Here is a 12980-nt window from a genome sequence, read left to right as displayed (position 1 = left end):
CCGCTTTCGACCGAGAAGATCGAATCGTTAAAAGAGCCAAACAACACCACTCTTTCAACTCCTTCTGGGCTTCGATGACCTGAAGCAACTCGCTGCCGAAAACTGCGTAACTCATTGTTTACTAAGGAGTTTTCCGTTTCGACTGCGCCGGAAGTGGGGCGAATTATAGACTTCCAGAATCTGCCGTCAACACCTATTTTCACAATTCTGTCATATAGGTGAAAAAAGCCCCTGAAACGCAAAGGCCGGCCCCAAGGGGCCGGCCTTCTTCCCTTCTACTTACAAGCTAGGGAATGCGAACTGCGAAGCTTCATGGCTCGCCCGTTGTGGCCAGCGCTGGGTAATGGCCTTGCGACGGGTGTAGAAACGCACGCCATCCGGACCATACGCATGCAAGTCGCCGAACAGCGAGCGCTTCCAGCCGCCAAAGCTGTGATAAGCCACCGGTACCGGCAGCGGTACGTTGACGCCGACCATACCGACTTCGATCTCGTCGCAGAACAACCGCGCCGCTTCCCCATCACGGGTAAAGATGCAGGTGCCGTTGCCATACTCGTGATCGTTGATCAGCTGCATCGCCTCTTCCAGGCTGTTAACCCGGACAACACACAGCACCGGCCCGAAGATCTCTTCTTTATAGATGCGCATTTCTGGCGTGACGTTGTCGAACAGGCAGCCACCCAGGAAGAACCCTTCCTCATGACCGGCGACGCTCAGACCACGACCATCCACCACCAAGGTCGCACCAGAAGAAACACCGTCTTCTATATAGCCACTGACTTTGTCGCGAGCCTGACCGGAAACCAGCGGCCCCATGTCCAGACCGCATGAAGTACCGGCACCGATTTTCAGCGCCTTGATTTGCGGTACCAACTTGGCCACCAGCGCATCCGCCACCTGGTCACCGACGCACACAGCCACCGAGATCGCCATGCAACGCTCACCGCAAGAACCATAAGCCGCGCCCATCAATGCGCTGACCGCGTTATCCAGATCCGCATCCGGCATCAACACCGCATGGTTCTTCGCGCCACCCAGTGCCTGAACGCGTTTGCCGCGCTTGGTGCCTTCGGCGTAAATGTATTCGGCAATCGGCGTCGAACCAACGAAGCTTAACGCTTTGACTTCCGGCGCTTCGATCAGCGCGTCCACCGCAGCCTTGTCGCCGTGCACCACACTCAGGACACCTTTAGGCAGACCGGCTTCCAACAGCAATTGAGCAATCAACAGCGTGGAGCTTGGATCACGCTCGGACGGTTTTAGGATGAAGCAGTTACCGCAGACGATTGCCAGCGGATACATCCAAAGCGGCACCATGGCCGGGAAGTTGAACGGCGTAATACCGGCCACCACGCCCAAAGGCTGGAAGTCCGACCAGGCATCAATGTTCGGGCCGACGTTACGACTGTATTCGCCCTTGAGGATTTCCGGTGCTGCGCAAGCGAACTCGACGTTCTCGATTCCGCGTTTCAGTTCACCGGCAGCATCTTCCAGGGTCTTGCCGTGCTCTTCGCTGATCAGTTGAGCGATACGCGCTTCGTTCTGCTCCAGCAATTGCTTGAAGCGGAACATCACCTGCGCACGCTTGGCCGGCGGAGTGTTACGCCAGGCCGGGAACGCAGCCTTGGCCGAGTCGATGGCTTTTTGAATGGTTTCGCGGCTGGCCAATGGCAGCTTGTGGATTGCCTGACCGGTGGACGGGTTGAACACGTCAGCTGTGCGACCGTCTTCGGTCACCAGTTCGCCATTGATCAAATGCGGGATAAGGCTCATGCGGGGCTCCAGAAAAGTTGTCCACAGGCGCCCGTCAAAGGGCGCCTCTATATAGAAGGGAAAATCAGTCGATCTTGTTCAGCACTTCGCCGACCGCATCGAACAGACGATCAAGGTCTTGCGGCTTGCTGTTGAAGGTTGGGCCGAACTGCAGGGTGTCGCCGCCGAAGCGCACGTAGAACCCGGCTTTCCACAGCGCCATGCCGGCTTCGAACGGACGCACGATGGCGTCGCCGTCACGGGGCGCGATCTGGATCGCGCCGGCCAGGCCGTAGTTACGAATATCGATGATGTTTTTCGAGCCCTTCAGACCGTGCAGCGCATTTTCGAAATGCGGTGCGACTTCAGCCACGCTCTGCACCAGGTTTTCCTTTTGCAGCAGCTCGAGTGCTGCCAGGCCAGCAGCGCAAGCCACCGGGTGCGCGGAATAGGTGTAGCCGTGCGGGAATTCCACCGCGTACTCAGGCGTCGCCTGGTTCATGAAAGTCTGGTAGATCTCGGAGCTGGCAATCACCGCGCCCATCGGAATCGCGCCGTTAGTGACTTGTTTGGCGATGCACATCAGGTCCGGGGTCACGCCGAAGCTGTCGGCGCCGAACATCGAACCGGTACGGCCGAAACCGGTGATCACTTCGTCGAACACCAGCAATATGTTGTGCTGATCGCAGATCTCGCGCAGACGCTTGAGGTAACCCTGTGGCGGAACCAGGACGCCAGCGGAACCGGCCATTGGCTCGACAAACACTGCCGCGATGTTCGAAGCGTCATGCAATTCGATCAATTTGAGCAGTTCATCCGCCAGGGCGATACCGCCCTCTTTCGGCATGCCACGGGAATAGGCATTGCTCGCCAGCAAGGTGTGCGGCAGGTGATCGACGTCCATCATCGCCTGACCGAACATTTTGCGGTTGCCGTTCACGCCACCGAGGCTGGTGCCAGCGATGTTCACGCCGTGATAACCACGGGCACGGCCGATCATCTTGGTCTTGGTCGCCTGACCTTTCAGACGCCAGTAAGCACGAACCATCTTCACCGCCGTGTCAGCGCACTCGGAGCCCGAGTCAGTGAAGAACACGTGATTCAGATTGCCCGGGGTCAGGTCGGTGATTTTCTCAGCCAGCTGGAACGACAGCGGATGGCCATACTGGAAACCTGGCGAGTAATCGAGGGTGCCTAATTGTTTGGCGACCGCTTCCTGAATTTCCTTGCGGGTATGCCCGGCGCCGCAGGTCCACAAACCAGAGAGCGAGTCGTAAACCTTGCGGCCCTTGTCATCTATCAGCCAACTGCCTTCAGCCGCCACGATCAGTCGCGGATCGCGCTGGAAATTACGGTTGGCGGTGTAAGGCATCCAGTGAGCATCGAGCTTGAGCTGGCTGGCCAGGGAAGTCGGGTTGTTTTCAGGCAAGTTCATGGGCAAAACCTCGCAGGGCAATAAGCGGCATAGAGATCAAAAGCGTTCTTGCAGCTAAATTGCCACGGGGATAAAGTCGGTGAAATCCAACTCTTCTAACGTTCAGTCAGGTCACCACTAAACTATGAGCAGCCGCCGCCCCGATCCGCTGGCGCAAGTCAGTGACTTTGATATCCGCCTGCTTCGGATCTTTCGCAGTGTGGTGGAGTGCGGCGGCTTCTCGGCAGCGGAGTCGGTGCTGGGAATCGGGCGCTCGGCCATCAGCCAGCAAATGAGCGATCTGGAACAGCGCCTGGGTTTGCGCTTGTGCCAACGCGGTCGCGCCGGGTTTTCCCTGACCGAAGAAGGTCGCGAGGTCTATCAATCGGCGTTGCAGCTATTGAGCGCGCTGGAAAGTTTTCGCACTGAGGTCAACGGTCTGCACCAACACTTGCGCGGCGAATTGACCATCGGCCTGACCGACAACCTGGTCACCCTGCCCCACATGCGCATCACCCACGCCTTGGCGCAATTGAAGGAACGCGGGCCGGACGTGCAGATCCAGATCCGCATGATCGCGCCCAATGAAGTCGAACAAGGCGTGCTCGACGGTCGTTTGCATGTCGGCGTGGTGCCGCAGGCCAGCGCGCTGTCGGGGCTGGAATATCAGCCGCTCTATAGCGAACGCTCGCTACTGTATTGCGCGGTCGGTCATCCGTTGTTTTATGTCGACGATAAACAACTGGATGACGAGCGCCTCAATAGCCAGGACGCCATCGCGCCGACTTTTCGTTTGCCCGCGGAAATCCAGGCCCACTACCAGGCGCTCAATTGCACCGCCAGTGCCTCGGACCGTGAAGGCATGGCGTTCCTGATCCTGACCGGACGCTACATCGGCTATCTGCCGGACCACTACGCCAGCCTCTGGGTACAGCAAGGCCGATTGCGTGCGCTGAAACCAAAGGTGCGTTTTTATGACCTGAGCCTCGCATCAGTCACCCGCAAGGGCCGTCGCCCGCATTTGGTGCTGGAAAGTTTTCTGGAGAGTCTGGCTGCGACACGGTAGGTTTTATCGCGTCAGGACTTGTCTGATGCCTGTGGGTGCGCTATCAACGCACTGGTTGCACCCACCCACTTGTTCGGAAGTGCCTATGACCTTTGAAGTCCCCGCTCACGGCGGCAAACCTGCCAGCCGCATTCGTCAGAAGAACGAAGAGACCATCATCAAAGCCGCCGAAGACGAGTTCGCCCGTCACGGGTTCAAAGGCACCAGCATGAACACCATCGCCCTGAATGCCGGCTTGCCCAAGGCGAACCTGCATTATTACTTCACCAACAAACTCGGTTTGTACGTGGCGGTGTTGAGCAACATCCTCCAGTTGTGGGACAGCACCTTCAACACCCTGACCGCTGAAGATGATCCGGCCGAAGCGCTGACGCGTTACATCCGCGCCAAGATGGAATTCTCCCGTCGCCAGCCGCAGGCTTCGCGGATTTTCGCGATGGAAGTGATCAGCGGTGGCGAGTGCCTGACCGAATATTTCAATCAGGACTATCGCGCCTGGTTCCAGGGCCGGGCGGGCGTGTTCCAAGCCTGGATCGACGCCGGAAAAATGGACCCGGTCGACCCGGTGAACCTGATCTTCCTGTTGTGGGGCAGCACTCAGCATTACGCGGATTTCGCCACGCAGATCTGCCGTGTCAGCGGACGCACCAAGTTGACCAAGCAAGACATGGAAGACGCCGGCAACAACCTGATCCGCATCATTCTCAAAGGCTGCGGCCTGACGCCAACGATATAAGACACTTATGCCTTTTACCCTCAGCGGTTTTTGCGAGTACCGCGAAGAGATTCGCAAAAGCCGCTTCATCACTTTCGCCGCGCCGATCAGCAGCCCTGCTGAAGCCCAGGCGTTCATCGAACAGCACAGCGATTTGAATGCCTCGCACAATTGCTGGGCCTGGAAGCTTGGCGACCAATATCGCAGCGCTGACGATGGCGAGCCCGGCGGCACCGCTGGCCGGCCGATTCTGGCGGCAATCGACGCGCAGGATTGCGATCAGGTCGCGGTGCTGGTGATTCGTTGGTATGGCGGCATTCAACTCGGCACCGGCGGCCTCGCCCGGGCGTATGGCGGCGGCGCCTACAAGTGCCTGCAAGCCGCGGTGAAGGTTGAGTTGATCAGTCGGGTGCCGGTGAGTTGTGCCTGTGCTTTTGGTGAGTTGCCACTGGTGAAGCTTCGGGTGGCGGAACTGGGTGGATTGGTTGTGGAAGAAACGTTCACGGCCAACGGCGTAGAGCTGCAATTGGCGATCAGCGAAAGCCAGATCGATACCCTGCAAACGCAGCTGGCGGATTTGAGCCGCGGGCGCATTTTGTTGCAGCACTAATCGCACCAATAACGTTCGCAGCCCTTTCGTCGAACCGGTGCATTTGCCCACATCTACTGTGCACCCGGCTGTGGATAACCTGAGCACACCCGGCTGTAACCCTTCTGTCATGCGGCTTTGCGGGCTTTGCTCACTTTTCGTCCAATCCGCCATCAAAAAAGCTAAATCCACGTAAAAACAATCAGTTAGAGCGGTTTATCACCTTTAGAAGAAATCCACGCAGTGCTTATGCCCGAGCTTCGGGCTTGCGCACAAATACTGTGGAGCAATCTGTGGATAACCCGTTCATGGCTGTCGCCGCCCCATGTCCGGTATGGCTTGCCGTCAGTTGCTCGTTTTTTGACCAAACACCCTGAGCAAAACCGGAGCCTGATCAACGGCGTTGCCCTCAAGTGGTGCCTGGTTCGGGATCGACATAGGGCGAGTCGCCGCCTTCAAAGCCTTCACCTGTAACGCTTTTGATTTTTCCTGACTCAATGGCCAGGAAATTGCTTTATCCACAGGCATCCCTTCAATCGACCCGAGCCTGTCATGCCCAACCCCGCGCCGATCTCCGATCCAACACCTCGTCTGCAACTGCGCAGAATCAGCAAGCGCTACCCCGGTTGCCTGGCCAACGACGCCATCGACTTGAGCATAGCGCCTGGCGAAATCCATGCCCTGCTTGGCGAAAACGGCGCGGGCAAAAGTACGCTGATGAAGATCATCTACGGCGTGACCCACGCGGACTCGGGAGAGATGATCTGGCAAGGGCAACCCGTGACAATGCGCAACCCGGCTCAGGCCCGGGGGCTGGGAATCGGCATGGTATTTCAGCATTTCTCGCTGTTCGAGACGCTGAGTGTGGCGCAGAACATCGCCTTGGCGATGGGTGCGGCGGCTGGTACACCGAAACAGCTTGAGCCAAAGATTCGTGAAGTCTCCCGGCGCTACGGGATGGCGCTGGAGCCGGAGCGACTTGTCCACAGCCTGTCGATCGGCGAACGCCAGCGGGTGGAAATCATTCGTTGCCTGATGCAGGACATCCGCCTGCTGATTCTCGATGAGCCGACCTCGGTGCTGACTCCGCAGGAGGCCGACGATTTGTTCGTCAGCTTGCGTCGACTCTCCGCCGAGGGCTGCAGCATTCTGTTTATCAGCCACAAACTCGGTGAGGTTCGCGCGTTGTGCCATAGCGCCACGGTGTTGCGCGGCGGTCGGGTGGCCGGGCATTGCGTGCCGGCCGAGTGTTCGGATCGGCAACTGGCGCAGTTGATGGTTGGCGAAGCCGCTGCGCTGATTACAGATTATCCGAAAGTCACTGGCGCTAATGCATTCCTGAACGTGACGGGATTGTCCTGGCACAACCCGGACCCGTTCGGCTGTTCGCTGAATGACATTGACCTGCAAGTGCGCAGCGGCGAAATCGTCGGCATCGCCGGGGTCGCGGGCAATGGTCAGGATGAGTTGCTGGCCCTGCTCAGTGGCGAAGAACCTCTAAGCCTCAACGACGGCGCAACGATCAGTTTCGGCGGGCAACCGGTGGCGCACTTGCGGCCGGATGCACGGCGCAAACTGGGCCTGGCCTTCGTCCCCGCTGAACGTCTGGGCCATGGCGCGGTGCCGGACCTGAGCCTGGCGGACAACGCCCTGCTCACTGCCTTTCAACAAGGGCTGGTCAGCAATGGCCTGATCCAGCGCGGCAAGGTCGAAGTCCTGGCCGAAGAAATCATCCGCCGCTTCGGGGTCAAGACGCCCGACACCCAGACACCGGCCCGCAGCCTGTCTGGCGGCAACTTGCAGAAATTCATCCTCGGCCGCGAGATCCTCCAGCAACCGAAACTGCTGGTGGCCGCGCACCCGACCTGGGGCGTGGACGTCGGCGCTGCCGCGACCATTCACCGGGCGCTGATTGCCTTGCGCGACGCTGGCGCGGCGATCCTGGTGATCTCCGAAGACCTCGACGAACTGTTCCAGATCAGTGACCGCCTCGGCGCTTTGTGCAGCGGTCGATTGTCACCGCTCAAGTCCACGGTCGACACGCGCCTGATCGATGTCGGCGGCTGGATGGCCGGCCAGTTCGACGCTCCTCAATCACGTGCAACGGTTTAACGGAGTTTCACATGCTGCTTTCTCTCGAACCCCGTGGCCAGCAATCGCGCCTGATGCTGTGGTGCTCGTCATTGCTGGCGGCTGTCCTGACGTTGGGCTGTGGCTCGCTACTGTTTATCGCGCTGGGCCATGATCCGCTGCTCACGCTGCACACCTTGCTGATCGCACCGGTCAGCGACTTGTATGGCGTCTCCGAACTATTGGTCAAGGCGCTGCCGATTTTGCTCTGCGCGTTGGGGCTGGCGGTGGCGTATCAAGCACGCATCTGGAACATCGGCGCCGAAGGTCAGTTGCTGCTTGGCGCGCTGGCCGGCAGTGCATTGGCGGTGAACATCATCGACCTGCAAAGTCGCTGGGCGCTGGTGCTGATTCTGTTCGTCGGCACCTTGGCCGGCGCGGCATGGGCCGGGCTGACGGCGTGGTTGCGCACGCGTTTCAACGCCAACGAAATCCTCACCAGCATCATGCTCAATTACATCGCCCTGAACCTGTTGCTGTTCTGCGTGCATGGGCCGTTGAAGGATCCGGCGGGGTTCAACTTTCCCGAGTCAGCGATGTTCGGTGATGCCAGCCGTTTGCCGCTGATGATGATGGAGGATGGTCGGGTCCACGTGGGCGTGTATTTCGCCTTGCTCGCGTTGGTAGCGGTGTGGGTGTTGCTGCAGAAAAGCTTTATCGGGTTCCAGATCAAAGTCCTCGGGCTGGACAAGCGCGCAGCGGGTTTCGTCGGCTTTCGCGAGAAGCGGCTGATCTGGCTGGCGCTGTTGATCAGCGGAGGATTGGCGGGACTGGCCGGGGTGTGTGAAGTCACCGGGCCGATCGGCCAATTGGTACCGCAAGTCTCGCCCGGTTACGGCTATGCCGCGATCACCGTGGCGTTTCTCGGGCGACTCAATCCCATCGGTATTCTGTTTTCCAGCCTGCTGATGGCGCTGCTGTACATCGGCGGCGAGAGCGCGCAGATGAGCATGAATCTGCCCCAGGCAATCACCCAATTGTTCCAGGGAATGATGCTGTTTTTCCTGCTGGCCAGTGACGTGCTGATTCTCTACCGACCGCGCTTGAACCTGCGCTGGTCCCGTCGTGCACAAGCCACCGCCGTACACGCAGGAGCGCTGTGATGGATATCGATCTGCTGAGCAATATTTTCTACGCCATGGTCCGTTGCGGTACGCCGCTGCTGTTGGTGGCACTCGGTGAATTGATCTGCGAGAAGAGCGGCGTTCTGAACCTCGGCCAGGAAGGAATGATGCTGTTTGGTGCGGTGATCGGTTTTATCGTCGCGCTGAACAGCGGCAACCTGTGGCTCGGCGTATTGCTGGCAATGCTTGCCGGGATGCTGTTGTCGTCGTTGTTTGCGTTGGTGGCGTTGGTGTTCAACGCCAATCAGGTGGCCACCGGGTTGGCGCTGACGATCTTCGGTGTGGGCCTGTCGACCTTTGTCGGCGCGGCGTGGGTCGGTAAACCGCTGGCGGGTTTCGAGCCGGTGGCGATTCCTTATTTGAGTGAAATCCCACTGATCGGGCGGATGCTGTTTGCGCAGGATCTGCTGGTGTACCTGTCGTTCACGCTGTTTGCGCTGGTGGCCTGGGTGATTGTGAAAAGTCGCGTCGGGCTGATCATTCAGGCGGTCGGCGAAAACCCGGATGCGGCCAGTGCCATGGGCTTGCCGGTGTTGGGCGTGCGCACGCTGGCGGTGCTGTTTGGTGGGGCGATGGCGGGATTGGCCGGGGCTTATTTGTCCCTGGCTTACACGCCAATGTGGGCGGAGAACATGAGCGCCGGGCGCGGCTGGATCGCCCTGGCACTGGTGGTGTTTGCCAGTTGGCGGGTGTGGCGATTGCTGCTGGGGGCGTATCTGTTCGGACTCGCCAGCATCCTGCATTTGGTGGCGCAGGGGTTGGGGCTGGCGATTCCGTCGAGTCTGCTGGCGATGCTGCCGTATGTCGCGACCATTGTGGTGTTGGTGCTGCTGTCGCGGGATGCGCTGCGTACGCGGTTGTATGCGCCGGTGTCGTTGGGAAAACCGTGGCAGGCCGGGCATTAAAGGTCGACCGGGCCGGCCTCTTCGCGGGCAAGCCCGCTCCCACAGGGTGTTGTGTCGAACGAAAAATCTTCAGTTCAACGCGATCTACTGTGGGAGCGGGCTTGCCCGCGATGGGGCCCTCACAGGCAATATTTGAACAACGCCCCACGCCAATTCAAAGAACAAGAAAATCACCAACAGCGAACTGGCGCCATGGAGCAAGGCATACAACTGCCAAGCCGAAAATAGAAACCGCCCCACCGCGTCATACCGCCCAAACACCTGCTGCGGATCACGGATCCGCAGTACCGCCCACACGCAGACAATCGACCCCAACAGATTGGCCATCAGCATGTGCATCGGCTCAAACGGCGGCAGCTCGCCAGGCAAGTTGAACGCCTGACTCACACTCAACAAAACCCCATGCAACGCCGCAAAACTCCACGGCGTTACAAACGCCACCATGACGATCAAGTCATACCAGGCGCTACCCTTCACCAACCGGCGATATTGCGTTGAAGTCCACATCCGTCTTGCTCCATCAATTCAGGGAGCAACAAGGCTAAAGCCTGGAGTATGCTCCAGGGTCAAGCCCTCTCGAGATGTCATGATGCGCATCGGTGAATTAGCCCAGGCCAGCGCCGTCAGCCGCGACACGCTGCGTTTCTACGAGCAACGCGGATTGATTGCGGCACAACGCAGCGCCAACGGTTATCGCGACTATCCGGCGGACATGGTGCAATTGGTGCAGTACATCAAGACCGCTCAGCGATTGGGCTTTACCCTCGGCGAGATCGGCAACAGCGTCGCCGCGATATGGCAGTCGCCCGATCCGGACAGCGCCGTCACGCAATTGCTGCAAGACAAACTCAATCTGATCGAAACCCGAATCGACGAACTCGGCGCGCTGCGTCAGGAGTTGCAGCAACGGCTCGGTCAACGTTGTCCATTGAATCCCTGACCCTCACTTATCAAGGAAGCCACTCATGTCTACGGCAAAAACCGCACTCATCATCGGCGCCTCCCGGGGCTTGGGCCTCGGTCTGGTGAAAACCCTGCTGGCCGACGGCTGGCAGGTCACCGCCACCGTGCGCAACCCGCAGAACGCTGAAGCCTTGCAGGCCTTGGGCAAGGTGCGGATCGAAAAACTCGACATGGATGATCAGCAAGCAGTCATCGCCCTGAGCCAACAGCTTAAGGGTGAAGTGTTCGACCTATTGTTCGTGAATGCCGGGGTCAAAGGTCCGGAAGTTCAAACGCCGGGCGGCGCGACCCTGGCCGAGGTCGGCCAACTGTTCTTCACCAATGCGGTGGCGCCGATCAATCTGGCTCAACGCTTTGTCGGGCAGATTCGTCCGGATACCGGCGTGCTGGCGTTCATGAGTTCGGTGCTGGGCAGCGTGACCATGCCGGATGCGCCGGAGCTGGCGTTGTACAAGGCCAGCAAAGCGGCGCTGAACTCGATGACCAACAGCTTCGTCACTCAGTTGGGCGAGCAGAAACTCACCGTGCTGTCGCTGCATCCGGGTTGGGTGAAGACCGACATGGGCGGTGAAGGTGCCGACATTGATGTGGAAACCAGCACGCGTGGGTTGGTTGATCAGGTGAATGCATATACCGGCAATGGCGGGCATCACTTTGTGAATTACAAGGGTGAAACCATTCCCTGGTAAACTCCATCGTCCCGTGTGGGAGCGAGCTTGCTCGCGATAGCGGACTGACATTCAACATCAATATTGACTGACATGACCTCATCGCGAGCAAGCTCGCTCCCACAGGGATTTGTGTTGCCCTGTCGGGCCGGGCTTGCCCGCGATGCTTTTTTAATTGAAACTCCGCACCTCGCCCCCGCGGCGACCCTGGATCAGCAGACAGGGTAATCACTGAGCTGGCTAACCTGAACCCCACTTTCAGAGGAGCCGGCCAACATGCCTGCGACCCGTACCTGGTTAAAAAATCCCCTCGCGATCTTCACTGCCAATGGCCTCGATGCCCGTGGCGGCCTGGTGCTGCAAGACGGTTTGATCGTCGAAGTGCTCGCCGCTGGCCAGCAACCTTCCGCGCCCTGTGGACAAGTCTTCGATGCGCGCGAGCATGTGATCCTGCCGGGACTGATCAACACCCATCACCACTTCTATCAAACCCTGACCCGCGCCTGGGCACCGGTGGTCAATCAGCCGTTGTTCCCGTGGCTGAAAACCCTCTACCCGGTCTGGGCCCGCCTCACCCCTGAAAAACTCGCCCTCGCCAGCAAAGTCGCGTTGGCCGAGTTGCTGCTGTCCGGCTGCACCACCGCGGCCGATCACCATTACCTGTTTCCGCAAGGCCTGGAGAATGCAATCGACGTGCAGGTCGAGAGCGTCCGCGAACTGGGCATGCGCGCCATGTTGACGCGCGGTTCCATGAGCCTCGGCGAGAAGGACGGCGGCCTGCCGCCGCAGCAGACCGTGCAGGAAGGCGAAGTCATCCTCGCCGACAGCCAGCGCTTGATCGCCGAGTACCATGAGCGTGGCGACGGCGCGCAAATCCAGATCGCCCTCGCGCCGTGCTCGCCGTTCTCGGTGACCCCGGAAATCATGTCGGCCAGCGCCGAACTGGCCAACAAACTCGACGTGCGCCTGCACACCCATCTGGCCGAAACCCTCGACGAAGAAGACTTCTGTCTGCAACGCTTCGGGTTGCGCACTGTGGATTACCTCGACAGCGTCGGCTGGCTCGGCCCGCGCACCTGGCTGGCTCACGGCATCCACTTCAACCCGGACGAAATCGCTCGCCTCGGCGCCGCCGGCACCGGTATTTGCCATTGCCCGAGTTCGAACATGCGCCTGGCGTCCGGCATTTGCCCGACACTGGACCTGACCGCTGCCGGCGCGTTGCTGGGCTTGGGCGTGGATGGTTCGGCGTCCAACGATGCGTCGAACATGATGCTGGAAACCCGTCAGGCGCTGTACATTCAGCGGCTGCGTTATGGCGCCGAGAAGATCACCCCGGAACTGGTTCTGGGGTGGGCGACCAAGGGTTCGGCGAGTTTGCTCGGGCGTACCGATATCGGCGAACTGGCGGTGGGCAAGCAGGCGGATCTGGCCCTGTTCAAGCTCGATGAGCTGCGGTTCTCCGGCAGTCATGATCCGGTGTCGGCGTTGCTGCTGTGCGGCGCTGATCGGGCGGATCGGGTGATGGTCGGCGGCAAATGGCGGGTGATTGATGGGCAGGTTGAAGGGCTGGATTTGAAGGGGTTGATTGCCGATCACAGCCAGGCGGCTCGGCAGTTGATTGCCGGTACCTGATACAACACAAATCAAAACT

The 12980-nt window shown here is 59.5% G+C and carries 13 protein-coding genes; 9 read left to right on the top strand and 4 right to left on the bottom strand.

Annotated elements, in window-relative coordinates; all coding sequences use genetic code 11:
* Positions 1-279 precede the first annotated feature (279 nt).
* Together ACIQU2_RS16130 and ACIQU2_RS16125 are read right to left on the bottom strand one after the other, a co-directional pair.
* Positions 280-1773: a CoA-acylating methylmalonate-semialdehyde dehydrogenase gene (locus ACIQU2_RS16130; RefSeq protein ID WP_095127264.1), complete on the bottom strand. Its 1494-nt coding sequence runs from the start codon at positions 1771-1773 to the stop codon at positions 280-282.
* Positions 1774-1837: 64 nt separating this feature from the next.
* Complete coding sequence (locus ACIQU2_RS16125; RefSeq protein ID WP_403142463.1) at positions 1838-3187, bottom strand: aspartate aminotransferase family protein; 1350 nt, start codon at positions 3185-3187, stop codon at positions 1838-1840.
* Between the two features lie 124 nt (positions 3188-3311).
* Between ACIQU2_RS16125 and ACIQU2_RS16120 the strand changes: the two genes are divergently transcribed.
* The 3 genes from ACIQU2_RS16120 to ACIQU2_RS16110 all read left to right on the top strand — a co-directional run bounded on the left by ACIQU2_RS16120 (position 3312) and on the right by ACIQU2_RS16110 (position 5557).
* Entirely contained in the window at positions 3312-4232 is a 921-nt protein-coding gene (locus tag ACIQU2_RS16120; RefSeq protein ID WP_046044702.1) for a LysR family transcriptional regulator, read from the top strand.
* 85 nt (positions 4233-4317) lie between these two features.
* Positions 4318-4968 carry a TetR/AcrR family transcriptional regulator gene (locus ACIQU2_RS16115; RefSeq protein WP_046044703.1) on the top strand — a complete coding sequence of 217 codons (651 nt, stop codon included), beginning with the start codon at positions 4318-4320 and terminating at the stop codon, positions 4966-4968.
* 7 nt (positions 4969-4975) lie between these two features.
* A complete protein-coding gene (locus tag ACIQU2_RS16110; RefSeq protein WP_403142460.1) occupies positions 4976-5557 on the top strand; it encodes an IMPACT family protein in 582 nt (193 codons plus the stop codon).
* 324 nt (positions 5558-5881) lie between these two features.
* Here the strand turns inward: ACIQU2_RS16110 and ACIQU2_RS16105 are convergent, their stop codons facing one another.
* Positions 5882-6058: a hypothetical protein gene (locus ACIQU2_RS16105; RefSeq protein ID WP_347805420.1), complete on the bottom strand. Its 177-nt coding sequence runs from the start codon at positions 6056-6058 to the stop codon at positions 5882-5884.
* Positions 6059-6088: 30 nt separating this feature from the next.
* On the opposite strand from ACIQU2_RS16105, the gene ACIQU2_RS16100 reads away from it, so the two are divergent.
* Genes ACIQU2_RS16100 through ACIQU2_RS16090 form a run of 3 tightly spaced genes read left to right on the top strand, consistent with a single transcriptional unit; the run spans position 6089 to position 9695 of the window.
* Positions 6089-7648 (top strand): ABC transporter ATP-binding protein, encoded by a 1560-nt coding sequence (locus ACIQU2_RS16100; protein WP_403142458.1) that lies wholly within the window; start codon positions 6089-6091, stop codon positions 7646-7648.
* An 11-nt stretch (positions 7649-7659) separates the two neighbouring features.
* On the top strand, positions 7660-8769 hold the full coding sequence (locus tag ACIQU2_RS16095) for an ABC transporter permease (RefSeq protein WP_403142457.1): 1110 nt from the start codon (positions 7660-7662) through the stop codon (positions 8767-8769).
* Positions 8769-9695, top strand: a complete 927-nt coding sequence (locus tag ACIQU2_RS16090) for an ABC transporter permease (protein ID WP_403142454.1) — start codon at positions 8769-8771, stop codon at positions 9693-9695. Before ACIQU2_RS16095 ends, ACIQU2_RS16090 begins: the two co-directional genes overlap by 1 nt.
* A gap of 84 nt (positions 9696-9779) precedes the next feature.
* Here the strand turns inward: ACIQU2_RS16090 and ACIQU2_RS16085 are convergent, their stop codons facing one another.
* Positions 9780-10202, bottom strand: a complete 423-nt coding sequence (locus tag ACIQU2_RS16085; protein ID WP_403142452.1) for a hypothetical protein — start codon at positions 10200-10202, stop codon at positions 9780-9782.
* Between the two features lie 82 nt (positions 10203-10284).
* Between ACIQU2_RS16085 and ACIQU2_RS16080 the strand changes: the two genes are divergently transcribed.
* The 3 genes from ACIQU2_RS16080 (at position 10285) to ACIQU2_RS16070 (ending at position 12961) form a co-directional block, all read left to right on the top strand.
* Positions 10285-10635: a MerR family transcriptional regulator gene (locus ACIQU2_RS16080; protein WP_347805431.1), complete on the top strand. Its 351-nt coding sequence runs from the start codon at positions 10285-10287 to the stop codon at positions 10633-10635.
* 25 nt (positions 10636-10660) lie between these two features.
* The gene (locus tag ACIQU2_RS16075) at positions 10661-11347 is read left to right on the top strand and encodes an SDR family oxidoreductase (RefSeq protein WP_403142450.1); all 687 of its coding nucleotides are present in this window, start codon (positions 10661-10663) and stop codon (positions 11345-11347) included.
* 255 nt (positions 11348-11602) lie between these two features.
* Positions 11603-12961, top strand: coding sequence for an 8-oxoguanine deaminase (locus ACIQU2_RS16070; RefSeq protein WP_140683265.1), 1359 nt, complete (start codon positions 11603-11605; stop codon positions 12959-12961).
* Positions 12962-12980 lie beyond the last annotated feature (19 nt).

The sequence above is a fragment of the Pseudomonas sp. NPDC098740 genome (assembly GCF_044760065.1).
Taxonomy (GTDB): Bacteria; Pseudomonadota; Gammaproteobacteria; order Pseudomonadales; family Pseudomonadaceae; genus Aquipseudomonas; species Aquipseudomonas rossensis.
Note: the sequence above shows the minus strand (reverse complement) of the source record. Positions and strands in the feature narration are given on the sequence as shown.